Raw genomic sequence first — 15466 nt, 5'->3', positions numbered from 1 at the left:
GTCTATGGTGTCAGGTGTGGGATCAAAAACACCCATTTAACTGAGCACGCAGCTTGCTTGGAGGGGCGGTCATGAGATCGGTCCTTGTTGCAGCGCTCGTGGCACGCATGACGGCGGCCGGAGGGGCGGGCGCTGGTGTCGAGGAAGAAGCGCGACGCCAGCAAGCCGGCGACACCTGGGAAGACGTGCGTAAACACTTTTCCGCCCTGCGTAACGAGATTTCCACTCTGGAGTCCGAGTTCCGAGACGCCGAGGCGCGTCACAAACTCGAGGCCGAGCGCAGGAAGCAGGAGCTGGAGCGCCTTCGTCGTGGCCCCTGAGCAGGACTCCGACGCCGATTTTGACCCGGAAGCACCCGTCGAGCTCCCCCTGGATGGGAACCTCGATCTGCACCTGTTTCACCCCCGCGACGTGAAAGACGTCGTCACCGAGTACCTCTGGGCCTGCCGTCAGAAGGGTGTGCTCGACGTTCGCATCATCCACGGCAAGGGCTCTGGCGCGCTGCGGCGCACCGTGCAGTCGCTCCTCCCGAAGCTGCCCGAAGTGGAGTCGTTCCGCTCCGCCTCCGAGAGTGATGGCGGGTGGGGCGCCACCTGGGTTCGGTTGAAGCCCCTGGACTACGACAGCCAGAAGTAGGCGGAGGCGATCAGCGAGCGCTTCTCCGCGACCTTCGACTTGTTGGCCAGGTCCGCCACCTGCCGATCCTTCGCCGCGTAACGCTTCTCCTCCTCGTTGCGCAGCGAGGCCAGCTTCTTGCGGTACTCGCGCTCCAGCCGCTCCGCATGCGCCCGTGCCTTCACGCGCTCAGCGGGGTCCTCCTGCGAGCACACCACCTTGCGCGCCTCCTGCCAGGCCTCGCGCGCCTTCTCCACCTGCTCGCGCGACTCCAGCAGGCAGTCCTCCGCGTATCGGTCCGCTCGCTCCCGCGCCATGTCCATCTCCAGCGCGTTGCGCCGCTCTGCCATCCGGAGGAGCTCCTCCTTGGCCGCCATCAGCGCCTGCTCCTGCATCAGCGATACCGACACGGGAGGCGGCTGCCGGCGCCGCTCCTCCTTGGCCACCAGCTTCACGAAGTGCTCGCCGTCCGCGAGCGGCAGGGCCCGGAAGCCCTTGCCGTCCCGCTCCAGCATCAGCACCAGGTGCACCATCTTCTCTTCGGCCTTCAGGCCCGTCGTCTCGAACTTGTAGACGAACCACCAGCCCTCGCTGCCCGCCAGTCGCGCCAGCCGCGCCGGGAGTCCCGCCGCGTTGAGCTGCAGGTAGTTGATGGCGTCGTGCGTGCGGTCCCTCACCGCGTACGCCGCCTTGGCCACCTGGAGTCGGCCCGAGGCGCTGTTGTTGCCGAGCACCGAGCCTGTCAGCGCCTTGGCGCCCTGCTGGCGCTTCTCCAGCGCCTCCTTCGTCACCGCCCCGGCCATGCGCAGCCGCCGCCGCACGTCGCCGTCGAAGCGCTCCATCAGCGTCGAGCGCGCCTCCGTCATCCGCGCGCTGATGCGCCCCTCCATGTCCGAGCGCAGCTTGTCGAACGCCTTGTTGATGTCGTCCGGGTGGCGGCAGGACTGGTAGATGTCCAGCACCCGGCGCTCGAAGTCCACGCCGCTCTCCAGCGCGCCCAGGATTTCGTCCGACGCGCCGAAGACGCCGTCGAAGAGGTTCAGCTTCTTCTCCAGCAGCTCGTACAGCCGCGCGTCCGCGGCGTTCTGCCGGTTGAGGAAGTTGATGACGAGCACGTCCCGCTGCTGGCCGTAGCGGTGGCAGCGGCCAATGCGCTGCTCCACGCGCTGCGGGTTCCACGGGAGATCGTAGTTCACCACCAGGTTGCAGAACTGGAGGTTGAGCCCCTCGGCGCCCGCTTCGGTGCAGATGAGGATCTGCGACTTCTCGCGGAACTCCGTCACCAGCGCGCGGCGCTCCTCGGGGCCTCCGCCCGCGTCACCGGAGAGCAGGGAGATCTTCCCCGCGTAGCCGTTGGCCGACAGCAGGTTGAAGAGGTACTGCTGCGTGCGCTTGGACTCGGTGAAGATGAGCGCCTTCTCCGGCCAGCCCTGGCCCTTCATCACCTTGAAGGTCCGGTCCAGCGCGCGCTTGAGGGCCTCGCCCTTGGCGTTCACCTTGATGGAGTCAGCCAGGTCCGCGTACTGCTTCAGCTCCCACTGCTCGTTCTCGAGCGTGCGGATGCTGACGGGCTTGGCGGGGTCGTCCGACCACTCCTCGCCCTCCTCGACGTACTGCTTCGCCTCTTCCGGCTCGAAGAGTGCCAGGGCCCGCTGGCCCAGCTTCGCCGCCTCCAGGCGCTTGGCGAGGTTGTCCGACAGCCGCCGCAGGGTAGGGGCGATGGCGTACGTGGAGGAGGCCAGCAGCTTGCGGTAGCAGAGCGTGAGCAGCGTCTTCTTGCCCGGCTCGATGGCCGCGACCTCGGAGCGCTGCAGGTACTCGCTCACCTTCTCGTAGAGATCCTGCTCCTCGGGCGAGGGGGCGAAGTCCTCCACGATGGAGCGGCGGTTGGTGTAGCGCACGTACTCGCGCACCTGGCGGCGCAGCGTGCGCTGGACCACGGGGGCCAGCCGCTCTTTCAGCTCGTTGACGGCGTCCGTCTGCAGCCCGCCCGTCTCTGCCTCCAGGCGGTAGCGGCTGCGGAAGGCGTGCTCGGGGCCGAGGATCTGCTCGTCCAGGAGCGTCACCAGCCCGAACAGCTCCATCAGATCGTTCTGCAGCGGCGTGGCGGTGAGCAGCAGCTTGGGGCGGTTGCTGAGCGCGGAACGGAGCGCCTGGCCCGTCTTGTGGCCCGCGCGGTAGGCGTTCCGCAGGCGGTGGGCCTCGTCGATGATGACGACGTCCCAGGGAATCTCCGCTACGAGCTGTGCCTTGTTGGCGGCGAACGGGTGCGAGCAGATGACGGGGAAGGGCTGATCGAAGCAGTTGCCCGTGGCGCGCACCGTGCGGCCATCCACCATCACCGACTCCAGGTCGAACTTCTCGCGCAGCTCGCTGTTCCACTGCGCCCGCAGCACGGCCGGGGCGAGGATCAGAATGCGCGTCTTCCCCTCGGCCACGAGCTGGGCGATGACCATGCCCGCCTCGATGGTTTTTCCGAGGCCCACCTCGTCCGCGAGCATGCAGCCGCCGCGCGACAGAGAGTCTATCGCGAAGCACGCGGCCTCGAGCTGGTGCGGGTTGAGATCGACCTTGGCCTCGGCGAGCGCTCCCGCGAGGCGCTCTCGCGAGTCCGAGCTCTTGATGGTGAGCTCCTCGGCGAGCAGCCGCTCGTGGAAGGCCGTCAACGGCTGTGACTGCTGCTCAGCGTTCGCGCGGACCTCCGTCCCCGACACCGCCGCCGCATCCACCGCCACCCGCAGCTCCCTGAACTCCCTCGCGACCTCCGGCAAGACCCTTCTCCCAACCGTACGAAACGTGCTCGCACAGGCGTGTAGCACGAAAGAGGGGCCATTTTGGGAAGTGAGATCGCTGTGTAAAGGGGGTCTTGTCCGGAGCCGAAAAATCGGCCCCGGAGCGATTGGCACGCTTTTTCTTCAGGAGCATCGCCGCAGGAGCCAGTGGACGCGGGGATGCGAGGAAGGACTTGACGGCGGCGACAGGACTCCAGCAGTCCGCGTGCCGGGGGCTGGAGCCGAGGGGCCTGGCTCCATCGAAATACTCCCCACGTCCAACCGTGCTGCTGTGGCGTCGTCCCAGTGGCCATCGCGCGACGACGCCGGACGGAGTTCCACGCAAGGCGCGGCCCTCGTTCGACACGTGGCGTGAGCGCATACGTCATGGAGGGCTCGCGAAGGAGCTGCGGGTTTCATGGTTTGTCGTTTCCGGAATCGTTGTGGCATCTTCCCTGTCCGCGCCGCGCTTAGAGACCACGGCAGCGCGAAGAGGGGGCCACCGTGTTGAACGACGCGCAGGTGACGGAGCTTTGGAGGAAGGCCTATCCCTTCTCCGAGTGGGAGCACTGGCAGAAGAATTACCGGGACCTCTTGATGAAGGTTCGCGACCTGTCGGACACGGAACTGGCACAGCCGGAGAACCAGCAGCTCATCTGGTCCGCGGACGCCATCACCACCCTGGGTCCCGGAGGCACTGTAAAGGTGAGCGGGGCCTTTACGGACCCGGAGATCGTCAACGCCGTCGTCGCGCTCCGTCGCCGTCAGTGGCCGGAGGACCCGAACGAGCGCGCCGATGCCATGCACGATGAAGGGGAGCGCATCCTCGCTCTGGTCTCTCCGCGCCATGGACCCCGCCGCCCCCAGGCGCGGCTGTGGCGTCTGTTCGCGGCACTCCTGCCGGCGGACTTCCATTGCGTCTTCAGCTACGGGGCTCACCTGCGCGTGACGGAGTTGCTGCTGCCCGAGGGCACCTGGGCCAGCCATGTGCTCATCCGGGACAGGCTGCGGAAGGTGCTCGGGCCGGAGCCTGATGAGGGCGAGCACGTCCGCCGCTCCATCTTCTGCTGGTGGCTCTACGAGAACTACGACGCCATCAAGGCCGGGCAGACGGACATGGGCAAAGCAACGGCCGCGCCGGTCGATCGCAAGCCCTCCACGATTACCCTCTGGGCCTATGGCAAGCAGTTCAAGGGCAACTTCGCCGTCAAACGCATGGTGGAGGCGTATCGTGACGTAGTGCAGACCACGCTTGCCGGCATCTCCCGGAGTGATCTGCTAGAGGAGTTGGGAGACAAGGAGGAGTTCAAGACCCTGTCACTGTCCTCCCGGCGAGGGCTCGTCGCGCGGGTGACGGGGCTGGGGCTGATAGAGGAGCGCGAGGGGCTGCTCCGCCCGACGCGCGAAGGGGACGAGCTCCTGGAGAATGACGTGCCCGACGTCCTGGTCCAGAGGATGCTCGAGCGGGTCTTCCCCATGGCCGCCGTCCTCCGCTTCCTGAAGGACACGTCTCACTCCAGCGGGGAGATCGTCAAATACCAGCAGCAGCTCTACCCGAGCTGGACCGGAGCGATGGGGCCCACCTCGACCCTCGCGTGGGTAAGAGCACTGGACCTCGTGGATCAGACACAGGGCGGGAAGTACCGGCTCAGCGAGTACGGTGCCGCCTGGGAGGCGCGTCTGCCTCACGAGTTGCCGACGCGTCCGGCGGAAGCGGCGGGGTCGATCGATGTCCTGGCGGACGTCGAAGCAGCGGTGGAGGAATTGAAGAAGTCCCAGAGCGCGGCCCTTGTTGTCCCCTGGCCCGACCTCGCCACACTTCGCCAGCGCTTCCTCAAGGATGAGCAGGCACGCGGCTTCGTGCTGGACGACTCCCAACTCATCGCACTCCACCACGCGTGGCACTGCAACCCGCAGAAGCGCTTCGTCATCCTCTCCGGGCTGTCGGGCACGGGGAAAACGGCGCTCGTGCGGCACTACGCGCGCATCTATTGCGAGGCCATGGGCCTGGAACCCGGCAAGCACCTGGAGGTGGTGGCCGTCTCGCCGGACTGGAAGGACCCCACCGGGCTGTTGGGCTACTACAACGCGCTGCACGAGGTGCCCTCCTTCCAGGTGGAGCCCGCGCTCCGGATGCTGCTGGCCGCCGCGCACAATCCCTTCAAGCCCTACTTCCTACTCCTGGATGAGATGAACCTTGCCCGCGTCGAGCAGTACTTCGCGCCGTTTCTCTCCTCCATGGAGTCAGGGCTGCCTGTGGCGCTGCACGGCCAGGACGAGGCCGTCAACGGCGTGCCGCCTCGCCTGGAGTGGCCGCGCAACCTGTTCATCGCCGGCACTGTGAACATGGACGAGACCACCTTCCCCTTCAGCGACAAGGTACTGGACCGAGCCTTCACGCTGGAGTTCTGGGACGTCAACCTCGCCGCCTTCTTCGAGGCGCGTCCGGCGGGCCGTCAGCCGGAACTCGAGGGTGCCATCCAGGCCTTCCATGACGCACTCCGGCCCATCCGCCGCCACTTCGGCTACCGGACCGCTGGGGAACTGCTGGCCTTCGTGGAGGCCGCGGGCTCGGAGGCTCCCATCGAGGTGAAGCGGGGCCTGCTCGACCAGGGAGTGTTCTCCAAGGTGCTGCCGCGGTTGCGCGGTGAGGCGAGCCCGGAACTGCGCAAGGTCTTCGAAGCGCTCCGGAGTCTGTGCAAGACCCACGAGCTGAATCGCTGCAGCGACAAGCTAGCCCAGATGGAGGCCACTCTCCATCGCGTGGGCCTCACCCGGTTCTGGGCGTGACATGGAATTCCGGGACGCGAAGGGTAGACGTCTCGACCTCATCCAGGACGGCATCGCGCGACTCGAGGAGAATCGCGACTACTGGTTCGCCGTTCAGCTCGGCGAGGCGGCGCGGGAGGGTTGGCGGGCTTGGTTCGGAGAGATCGAGCTGGCGTGGGATCGGAACAGCGCCACGTTCGCGCTGCGCACGGACCAATGGGTGGGCAACCAGTCCCTGCGCATCCAAGGTCCCGAGGGCGAGCAATTCCTGTCGGTGCAGGTGCAGCCACGCAGCGAGAAGCTCTCTGGCGACGCGTGGGCGCACCTGCTGAGGGATTTACATAACTGGCTGGAGGGCAGCACCGTCGGGCGGGGGGGGGGCTGCACGGCGAGGTGGGCTTCTCCGGCTGTGACGTCGCGGGCGTGGCCGCGGTGCTGGGCGAGCTGGTGCCCGCCTTCCTCTCCGCGCTGGAGACGTTGCTGCGGGCACCCCGGGAGCGCTCGGTCGAGCACTGGACGGAGGCTCCGGTGCACGCGGTGAGGCAGGCGAACAGGGAGACGCTGCGGTGGCTGGTGCGCCACCCGGATGTCTGCCAGAGCGTCCTGGGGCGCACTGAGGAGCGCCGGGAGGGACGCGAGGTGCTGGTGCCCCGACGCGCGTGGCGCGGGGACCTGGACCATGCCGCCAACCGCTATGTCGCGTGGCTCGTCAGGCAGGTGGCGCGCCGGCTGCACGAGACCGCCGAGTGCATGAGGAAGGGTCGAAACCGACGCAAGTCGATGGATCCGGACCTGGCACTCTGGTGTGAGGGCAGAATCCAGCGGCTCGTCGGGGGAGCGGACGCTCTCGAAACCTTGTCTCGCCGCGAGCCCCTGGCGACCCTCTCTCCCGAGCCGCCCTCGGACTCGGCGCTCCTCACGCTCGCTGACGACCCGGCATATGCACGGGTCCATGCGTTCGGACAGCTCTTCCTCTCCCCGCGATTCCAACTCCCTGAGGACGAGTCGCTGCTGGAGGCACCGGTCCGCCCGTCCTACGAACTCTACGAGTTGTGGACCTTCCTGGCCCTGCGGAAGCTGCTGGGCGAGCACCTGCCGGGAGCACACTGGACGAGTGAAGGCATCGACAGGCTGCGGTTCTTCGACCAGAACCCGAACGGTGCCAGCTACACCGCCCACTGGCCCGGGCGTGGGAGGCTGGGGCTGTACTTCAACCTGCCCTTTCCTGGCTTTCTCGCCCAGAAGAAGGACGAGCGCTGGAGCATCTCCGGCGCGAGGCGTCCGGATCTGGTGGTGACGTGGAGGCCCGAGAGCGGACAGGGCTGCTGGCTCTGTCTTGACGCGAAGTACCGCACCGGGGAGCGCAACATGGCGGAGGCCTTCGAGTCCGCTCACCTCTACCGCGATGCGCTCCGGTGGCGGGGACTGGGCGAGCGGGGGCGCTGCGCCGGGGCTGTCCTGCTCGTTCCAGCCATGGACTCTGACACGGCCCCATGGTTCGAGAAGTCCTTCCGGGACGAGCACGGTGTCGGGGCCTTCTGCCTCACACCCGGACAGAGTCCACCAGCGGGTCTTGTCAATTGGTTTCGGAAACAGCTCGGGTGGGACGAACCCTCCTCGGCCACCACGACGGGGGGAGCATGAGAATCCTGCAGGGAGACAGCGTCATCATTGGCAGTGGCAAGCGCGCGGTCGGCATCGTCGAGCGGCGGAGTGGCAACCAACTCGTCGTCCGGAGGCCCGATGCGGGCAACCAGCGGGAGCACGTCGGCCGCAACGAGGTCTCCTCACTCGCCGAGTTCATGTACACCGCGCGGAAGAACGAGACCCGGTTCCGCAACGGATTGAGTCTCGTGGGAGATTCGACCCTGGCCGAACTGGTCGAGGCATTCGGCTACTCCGTGGGCCAGATGCCTGACCACCGTGGCGCTGCCGGAGACGTTCTGGCCGGCAGCCATGGGGCTTCATGATGGACGCGAGCTGGTGTTCCTGCGCGCGCTCACCGGCCGGGAGCCACTGCTCTGCCTGCTGCGTCTCCCGGCAGGGGCTTCTCCCCAGGGATGGCTGCAACAGACCTGGGAGGGACTCACCTCCTGGTCCTTCCGCTCCGCGCAGCGCTTCATCCGCGCCCCCTCCGGGGAGGGTAGCGCTCCAGAGGTCCGGATCGGACCCGAGGCGATGCTGCATGGTTTCTTGAAGCCCTCGGCCATTGGCTCGGAAGGGTCATCACTGGCGCTCCAGTCCCACAGCCTCAACCTCATCGCATCTGGCGCAGTGGCTCAATCGACGAGCTCCTAAGCTGGTCCTGCGCTTCGAGGACCGGAAGGTAGAGGACCGAGGCGAGGACAGCCGGACCACCCGCATCGATCTGGCCATCGAGGGACAGGATTTCGAGGTGGAGACGATGGCTGGCTCGGGGCCTATGGAGGACTTCTACCACCGGAAGGTCTTCTCCAGGCTCCGGCGGGACACGAGATTCTCCCTCGTGGTTCCCGGTGAGGCGCTGCAGAGGCCGAACTCCGTCCCATGGTCGAGTCCCTGCACTCGGAAAACGTGCGCGACCGGCGCTTCTTCTGCGGCGCGGACCTCGAGGCCGCTGTCAATGACGTCGAGCGGTTCTGCGGGCCGGGCTTGCGCCGACAATTGCTCGCCTGCTTCGGGCCGCACTCTGGCATGTGAGGTCGTGCGAACCCTGGCATGGGTCACTCTGCACCGCCGTGTCCAGCCGGGGCGAGCGCCGCACTCGCCAACCGGTTGCCGCACAACCCGCTACATCAACGAAGGCCATCATGGCGAATGCAGGCGTCCTCGAACTCCAAGGAGCCCAACGACTGCTTCTCCATGAGCCATGCGCGCACTGCCTGCAGGTCCGTCTTGGCGGGCACGTCCACACCCAGCATCTTGGAAACGTTCAGCTCCGTGGAGCAGCCGAGAGCCTGGAGTCGGCTGCGGACATCCTCCACGTGTGTTGCGTCGAAGACGATGACGCGCAGCGTGCTGCTGCCCGACGCACGAACCAGCTCGGAGAACACGACTTCTCCCTGTCCTTGCTGTGCAGCGACCACATCTCCGACGCTGATACCCCGTACGAAGAAGGGGATGTTATCGATCTCGAAGAGGCCCTCCGCCAGAGGTCTGGCCCAGAGTCTCTCGTAGTCGACGGGGGGATAGTCCTCTTCTTCCTTTTCGAGCTTGAAAAGAACCCGCACGTATTCATTCGACATGAGCGAGGGCTCCGGGGTCAAAGCTTGTCGCTCTTCGCGTTGTTGCACTCCCTACACAACACTTGTCCGTTTGAAGGCGAGCCATCTCCACCTTTTGCCCTCGGGATGACGTGATCCACCTGGGTTTCATTGCCCGGTGGAGTCACGCCCTTCTGGCTCTTCTGGGCATCAACGGTCGGGACATCACAGTTCTCGCAGCGTTTCTCGCCATCGTATTCTTTGGCGTTCTCATCTTTTACGTCCTTCTTGCCCTTTGGCGTGAAGCGCATGTACGCCCGATCGCCATTTGCAGTGCCCTTCGGAGGCGGTTGTCCTCCTTTCTTGCCTGCCGCGATGGCTATGGCGTCAGCAGGCAGAACCTGTTGTGCGAGAGGCTCGAGCACAGTGGCTTCTGCGATTCGAGCCACTTCTATCCCGGTGCCCAGGGACGGCTGCGCGAAGGACGGTATGGCCGCGAGCCCTGCAATCAGCAGCAGTAGGGGCATCCTCTGGAGCAGGTTCCTCGGGAATGCAGACATGCCGTGTTGAGCCCGCCTCATGTCGTGTTCGTTCATCTCGTTCTCTATCTCCACGCGGCGTTGTAAAGGCGGATGGCAGCTACAGCAGCCCGCGCGACTTGACGTGCAGATAGGTGTTGACGGCGGCGGCGCCGAAGCCCTTCGCGGGGGCTCGCACCACCAGTGCACCGGAGTCTCGAAGGGTGAGAGCCGTGCGCTGATAGTCCTCCTCGAGGCGGGCGGCGGCCTGGCGCGCGTAGGCGTCCTGCTCGGAGACGGGGACGGCGGTGGCGGCGGCCTGGAGATCCGGATCCAGGAGCGAAGCCACCACGGGCAGATGGCGGGGGCGCAGGGCCAGGGTACGGGCCAGCAGCGTGCCCGAGGCGTCCGGGTCCACCAGGTCCGTGAAGAGCACCACCAGCGAGCGGCGCGAGGAGCGGGCGAAGGCGAAGTCGTAGGCGCGACCGTAGTCGCTCTCCTCGAGGGCGGCCTCGGCGCGGTAGAGGGACTCGGTGAGCAGGCGCAGGTGCTCGTGGCCTTTGCGCGGCGGGAGGTAGGCGCGCACGTCGCTGGCGAAGGCGAGCACCCCCACCATGTCCCCTGCGTCCAGACTCACCCGGGCCAGGCGCAGCGCCGCGTCCACCGCGTGGTCCAGCTTGCGGCGGCCGTCCACCCGGCCGGCCATGTGGCGCCCGCAGTCGAGCAGCAGCAGCACCGGCTGGTTTCGCTCGGGCTGGTACACGCGCACCATGGTGCGGGCCCGGCGCGCCGAGGCCTTCCAGTCCACGGTGCGGTAGTCGTCTCCGGTGCGGTACTCGCGCAGGGACTCGAACTCGCGGCCCTCGGCGGAGCGGCGCAGGGTGCGCTCGGCGGGGGCGTCCGAGGCCATGGCGAGCGCCAGCGCCTCGCGCGTCAGGGCGGTGAGGTCCGGGTACACCTTCACGGCCTGGGCCGCGGGTAATTTGACCTGGCGCGCGCACAGGCCCAGTGGTCCGAGCAGACGCAGGTGCACGTCCCCGAGGTGCAGGTCTCCGCGCGAGGGCGGGGTGAGGGCGTAGGAGATGGTGGCGTGGGGCGCGTCCGGCGAGAGGGAGAAGGGCTGCTGGTGCCCGCGCACGTCCACGCCTGGGGGGACCTCGTCACGCACTTGCCCGCGCACGGGCCGCTGGCCTCGCAGGCTCAACTCCAGGCGCACCGGGTTGGCGTTGCCCGAGGAGAGGACGGGCTCCACGGCGCGCCGCACCTCCACGTCCGAGGCGCGCGGGGCGGAGAAGAAGTCGAAGGCGCACAGCAGCAGCACGGCTGCGTCCAGGGCGATGGCGAGCCACAGGAAGACGGAGCCGGCCACGGCCAGGGCCGCGGGCACCAAGGCCGCCGCGACGAGCGCCACGGCAAGCCCCGTGGGGACGGGTCGGCCGGCGCTCACCGAGGAACCTGAACGCGCTCCAACGTCTGGCGGAGCACGTCGTCCGCGGTGAGACCCTCCACCTCCGCCTCGGCCTTGAGCAGCAGGCGGTGGTTGAGGACGCTGGGGCAGACGGCCTTCACATCGTCCGGGGTGACGAAGTCGCCGCCGTTGAGGGCCGCTCGGGCCTTGGCCGCCGCCAGCAGTGCCTGGGCCGAGCGGGGTGAGGCACCCAGGCGCACGCGGGGGTTGGCGCGCGTCTCGCGGATGAGCCGCACCGCGTAGGCGAGCACGGAATCGTCGCAGGCGACGCTCGCGGCCTGTGACTGGAGCTCCAGGAGGGTGGGGGTATCCAGCACCCGCTCCACCTGGGCGGCCTTGCCCGCGCGCTGGTGGAAGCCTCGCACCATGTCCAGCTCGGCCTCGGGCGACGGGTAGCCCACGCGCACCCGCATCAGGAAGCGGTCGAGCTGGGCCTCGGGCAGCGGGTAGGTGCCCTCCAGCTCCAGCGGGTTCTGCGTGGCCACCACGAAGAAGTGCGGCGGCAGGGCGTGCGTGGTGCCGTCGATGGTGACCTGCCGCTCCTCCATGGCCTCCAGCAGCGCGGCCTGCGTCTTGGGCGGGGTGCGGTTGATCTCATCCGCCACCAGCACCTCGGTGAAGACGGGGCCCTTCACGAGCTGGAATGCGTTGTCCTGGGGGCGGAAGACGTTGGTGCCGAGGATGTCGCTCGGCATCAGATCCGGGGTGAACTGGACGCGGGTGAAGCCGAGCCCGAGCGCGGAGGCGATGCTGCGCGCGGTGAGCGTCTTGGCCACGCCAGGGACGCCCTCCAGCAGCACGTGCCCGCGCGCGAGGAAGGCGGTGACGAGGTCCGCCACCACGTGCGGCTGGCCGAGCACCGTGCTCTCCAGCGCCTGGAGGAGGCGACGCAGGGCCGGGCCTCCGGAGGCCAGAGGGGCCGCGGCGGAGGGCGAGGGCGTCATGAGGTGGGCTTCTCCTTCAGTCCGAGCAGCGAGCCCGCGAGGCTCGTCAGCGCGCCCATGAGGCCGAGGAACACGCCGAAGCTGGGGGAGGAGTTCATGATGGTCGCGTTGCCCATGGGCGAGGGCACCTCGGTGGCGTCGTAGGAGATCTTCATGAAGATGATGCACCAGAGGATGCAGAAGACCGACAGACCGAGCTGCGCCAACCAGGGGATGAGCACGTTGAGGTGAGGCATCAGCCGGCGCACGCGCACGGTGATGGCGCCGATGATGCCACTGGCGGCCAGGACGGCGAGGAGGCCGAGGCTCATGAGGCCGAGGATGTCCCCCTCGGCAGCCGTCTCCTTCCAGGGGAGGAAGGCGGAGACGAGGATGGTGACCGCGCCCCCGAAGGCGATCTTGTCGGAGCGGCCCAGCACGCCCACGAAGTCGCGGAAGTCCTCGATGACCTCCTCGGGGGCGACGATCTGCCCGGTGCCGGTGTTGGTGCCGGAGGGATCGCGGGTCGGGACGTAGTTGATGTCGGCCGGGTCGAGCTCGGTCTGCTGCGGGCGCCGGGGAGCGGGAGCCGCAGCAGCCGCCGGACGGGAGTTGCCGCCAGCCGGGCGCGCCGCGGGACGGGAGCCGGAGGGGGCGCGAGCGCCGGCGGAGCGCTGGGGCGCGTTGCGGAGGATGTCCTCCATGGGCCGGATGTTGGTGGCGTCCTCGTCAGCGAGCGCTGGGGCCGGAGCGGCGGGACGACCCGGGGAAGTGGGCACCCGGGGGCGCGAGGCGGTGCTGGCGGTGCGGGCAGCGGGACGGGAGCCGGTGGGGGCGCGAGCGCCCGGGTTGTTGCGAGCCGCCGGGCGGGACGCGGTCTGTTTGCGAGGCGGAGGAGGAGCGTCCTCCGCGTCATCGCCCGAGTCCTGGGGGGCGTCCGTCGAGATGAACGAGGAGTCGATGATGTAGTCGCACGAAGGGCAGATGGACGTGCCATCCGCGACCTTGGTGCCACAGCCAGGGCAGTTCAGGACCGGCGCTCCTTGAGTCTGGGAAGCGCCGCTCATCTTCTGGTGCCCGATTGCCCAAGTCAAACGGCTTACGGGCTAACCCCTGGATTTTCGCGGGGAATTGGCCTAGGCGGGGCCCTATGGATTCTCTGCGCGCCGCCGTGCTCGCCTGCCTGCTGTGGGGGCTCGTGCTGTCGGGTTGTGTCCGCACCGTGCCGTCTCCGGCGGAGGCGGGAGGAGGGGAGGAGATTGCCCTCTGGGAGGATCGCCGCTCGCTGGCGAAGGGGCGGCTGGTGGAACTGGCGGGGAAGGGGCCTGTGCCGGTGCGAGTCCGGGCCCTGCGCGCGCTCGCCCGCATCCAGGAGCCGTCCACGTTGGAGGCCGTGCTGGCTGGGCTCAGCGCTGCTGAGGTGCCCGTGCGTGACGAGGCGGCCTTCGCGGCGGGCGTGCTGGCGCTCTCGTGGGAGCCTCTCACGGATGCGGAGAAGGCCCGGCTGACGGAGGCGCTGCTCGCCGCCGAGGCCTCGGAGAAGGACGAGGACGTGCGGAGCACCCTGCTCGAGTCCCTGGGCAAGCTGGCCACGCCGGGCGCGGTGAAGCGCCTCACGGAGCGGTTGGCGAAGGAGCGTCCGGAGGTGGGGGCTCGGGCGGCGGTGGCGCTCGGGGTGGCGGCGCGCCGGGGTGCGTCGTTGGCGGAGGTTCCGCTGGAGCGAGCGGCGGTGCTGCTTCAGTCCGGCGAGCCCGAGACGTCCCGATTCGGCGGGGCCTACCTCCTGGCGAGCGCGAAGCGTCCCGAGGGGCTGGGGTTGTTGCGGCGCTGTCTCGGTGACGAGGCCCCGGACGTGCGGGCCCTGTGCGCGAAGGGCATCGGGGACGCGGGTGGCCCTGAGGACGCGGCGGTGGTGGGACGGCTGCTGCGGGACGAGGTGCCACGCGTGGCGGCCGAGGCCTCGCGGGCACTCGCGAAGCTGGCGGCGCGGTGCAGTGGGGATTGCACCCCGCTGGACGAGCTCCGGGCACTGGATGGCCATGCCGGGCGCGTAGGGCGGGGAGACTCGGTAGCGGGTCACGCGCTGCTCGCGTTGGCACAGCTGGGCCTGCCCGAAGTGGGGCGTCCGGTGCTGGTGGCGCTGAGGCGTGCGCTCCAGGAGTCGGTACCGAGCGCGGCCTCAGAGGTGGCCACGGGCGACCTGATGAACCTCGACTGCCGGCTGGCGGCGGCGCTCGATCGGCAGACGGGAGCGCTCGACGAGGTGCTGCGTTGTGGAGGAGGCCAGGTGCCGGAGGCGCGGCGGCTGGCGCTCGGTCTGCGCGAGGTGGCGCAGTCGCGAGGCAAGGGCGGCGCGAGCGGCGCGGTGCAGTACCTCGCGTATCCGGATTCACGGGTGAGGCTGGCGGCGCTCGAGGCGGTGTCGGCGCATCCGGTGCCCGAGGCCGCCGGGCCCGTGCGGGCGCTCCTCGAAGGAAAAGACATGGTGGAGGCTGCGGCGGCGGCGAGCACGGCCGGGAAGCTGAAGGACATGGAGGCATTGCCACAGGTGCGAGCGCTCGCGGAGCGTGTGCCCCAGGAGCCGGACATCGTCGCACCGGTGGCGGAGGGGCTGGTTGCGCTGGCGGGGAAGGACGCGGAGCCGGTGTTGCGGACGTGGCTGGAGCACCCGCACGCCAACGTGCGTCGCGTGGCGGCCGAGTCTCTCGCGAGCCTCACCGGTCAGCCCGTGCGGGCCACGCATATGGAGCTACCGGAGAGCGCGCGTCATCCCGAGCCGGCGCCGGCGGGGAGCACGCTCACGTTCCGCACGAACAAGGGAGACTTCACGGTGGCGCTGGACGCGGAAGCGCCGTTGACGTCGGGCAATCTCGTGGCGCTCGCGCGCAAAGGCTACTTCCGCGGCATCACCTTCCACCGGGTGGTGCCGGACTTCGTCGCGCAGGGAGGGGATCCGCGCGGAGACGGGGAGGGTGGTCCGGGTTACTCCATCCGTTGTGAGATCACCCGCCGGCCCTACCTCCGCGCCGTACTGGGCATGGCGCTGTCGGGCAAGGACACGGGGGGAAGTCAGTTCTTCTTCACCCACTCGCCGCAGCCGCACCTGGATGGCCGCTACACAGCCTTTGGCGAAGTGACGCGCGGCATGGAGGTGGTGGACCGCCTCCTGGAAGGCGACACCATTCATGAGGTGGTGGTGTCGCCCTGAGGCGGGAACTAC

Annotated in this window: 14 protein-coding genes; 8 read left to right on the top strand and 6 right to left on the bottom strand. The window is 68.5% G+C overall.

Annotated elements, in window-relative coordinates; all coding sequences use genetic code 11:
- Positions 1 to 71 precede the first annotated feature (71 nt).
- Both OV287_RS35065 and OV287_RS35060 read left to right on the top strand, forming a co-directional pair.
- Positions 72 to 320: a hypothetical protein gene (locus tag OV287_RS35065; protein ID WP_267538394.1), complete on the top strand. Its 249-nt coding sequence runs from the start codon at positions 72 to 74 to the stop codon at positions 318 to 320.
- Positions 310 to 636: a Smr/MutS family protein gene (locus OV287_RS35060; RefSeq protein ID WP_267538393.1), complete on the top strand. Its 327-nt coding sequence runs from the start codon at positions 310 to 312 to the stop codon at positions 634 to 636. The genes OV287_RS35065 and OV287_RS35060 overlap by 11 nt, the downstream gene beginning before the upstream one ends.
- Here the strand turns inward: OV287_RS35060 and OV287_RS35055 are convergent.
- Positions 618 to 3386 carry an SNF2-related protein gene (locus tag OV287_RS35055; RefSeq protein ID WP_267538392.1) on the bottom strand — a complete coding sequence of 923 codons (2769 nt, stop codon included), beginning with the start codon at positions 3384 to 3386 and terminating at the stop codon, positions 618 to 620. The genes OV287_RS35060 and OV287_RS35055 overlap by 19 nt on opposite strands.
- 504 nt (positions 3387 to 3890) lie before the next feature.
- Between OV287_RS35055 and OV287_RS35050 the strand changes: the two genes are divergently transcribed.
- The 5 genes from OV287_RS35050 to OV287_RS35030 all read left to right on the top strand — a co-directional run bounded on the left by OV287_RS35050 (position 3891) and on the right by OV287_RS35030 (position 8834).
- Positions 3891 to 6176, top strand: coding sequence for an McrB family protein (locus tag OV287_RS35050; protein ID WP_267538391.1), 2286 nt, complete (start codon positions 3891 to 3893; stop codon positions 6174 to 6176).
- 372 nt (positions 6177 to 6548) lie between these two features.
- Positions 6549 to 7799 (top strand): DUF2357 domain-containing protein, encoded by a 1251-nt coding sequence (locus OV287_RS35045; RefSeq protein ID WP_267538390.1) that lies wholly within the window; start codon positions 6549 to 6551, stop codon positions 7797 to 7799.
- On the top strand, positions 7796 to 8125 hold the full coding sequence (locus tag OV287_RS35040; protein ID WP_267538389.1) for a hypothetical protein: 330 nt from the start codon (positions 7796 to 7798) through the stop codon (positions 8123 to 8125). Before OV287_RS35045 ends, OV287_RS35040 begins: the two co-directional genes overlap by 4 nt.
- Positions 8112 to 8453 carry a hypothetical protein gene (locus tag OV287_RS35035; protein ID WP_267538388.1) on the top strand — a complete coding sequence of 114 codons (342 nt, stop codon included), beginning with the start codon at positions 8112 to 8114 and terminating at the stop codon, positions 8451 to 8453. The genes OV287_RS35040 and OV287_RS35035 overlap by 14 nt, the downstream gene beginning before the upstream one ends.
- Positions 8454 to 8681: 228 nt before the next feature.
- Complete coding sequence (locus tag OV287_RS35030) at positions 8682 to 8834, top strand: hypothetical protein (protein WP_267538387.1); 153 nt, start codon at positions 8682 to 8684, stop codon at positions 8832 to 8834.
- 95 nt (positions 8835 to 8929) lie between these two features.
- Here the strand turns inward: OV287_RS35030 and OV287_RS35025 are convergent, their stop codons facing one another.
- From OV287_RS35025 to OV287_RS35005, 5 genes are read right to left on the bottom strand one after another with little or no spacing between them, the layout of a single operon-like run.
- Positions 8930 to 9379 (bottom strand): DUF4265 domain-containing protein, encoded by a 450-nt coding sequence (locus OV287_RS35025; protein WP_267538386.1) that lies wholly within the window; start codon positions 9377 to 9379, stop codon positions 8930 to 8932.
- 17 nt (positions 9380 to 9396) lie between these two features.
- Complete coding sequence (locus OV287_RS35020) at positions 9397 to 9933, bottom strand: HNH endonuclease (RefSeq protein WP_267538385.1); 537 nt, start codon at positions 9931 to 9933, stop codon at positions 9397 to 9399.
- A 43-nt stretch (positions 9934 to 9976) separates the two neighbouring features.
- Entirely contained in the window at positions 9977 to 11302 is a 1326-nt protein-coding gene (locus tag OV287_RS35015) for a DUF58 domain-containing protein (protein WP_267538384.1), read from the bottom strand.
- Positions 11299 to 12267 (bottom strand): AAA family ATPase, encoded by a 969-nt coding sequence (locus OV287_RS35010; protein ID WP_267538383.1) that lies wholly within the window; start codon positions 12265 to 12267, stop codon positions 11299 to 11301. The genes OV287_RS35015 and OV287_RS35010 overlap by 4 nt, the downstream gene beginning before the upstream one ends.
- Positions 12264 to 13313, bottom strand: coding sequence for a hypothetical protein (locus OV287_RS35005; protein ID WP_267538382.1), 1050 nt, complete (start codon positions 13311 to 13313; stop codon positions 12264 to 12266). The genes OV287_RS35010 and OV287_RS35005 overlap by 4 nt, the downstream gene beginning before the upstream one ends.
- An 83-nt stretch (positions 13314 to 13396) precedes the next feature.
- Here OV287_RS35005 and OV287_RS35000 point away from each other — a divergent pair, with 83 nt between their 5' ends.
- Positions 13397 to 15454, top strand: coding sequence for a peptidylprolyl isomerase (locus OV287_RS35000; RefSeq protein WP_267538381.1), 2058 nt, complete (start codon positions 13397 to 13399; stop codon positions 15452 to 15454).
- The last annotated feature ends 12 nt before the right edge of the window (positions 15455 to 15466 follow it).

It is taken from the genome of Archangium lansingense, from assembly GCF_026626635.1.
GTDB classification, from domain to species: domain Bacteria; phylum Myxococcota; class Myxococcia; order Myxococcales; family Myxococcaceae; genus Archangium; species Archangium lansingense.
The sequence above is the reverse complement of the archived record's forward strand: the minus strand, read 5'-3'. Positions and strand labels throughout refer to the sequence as shown.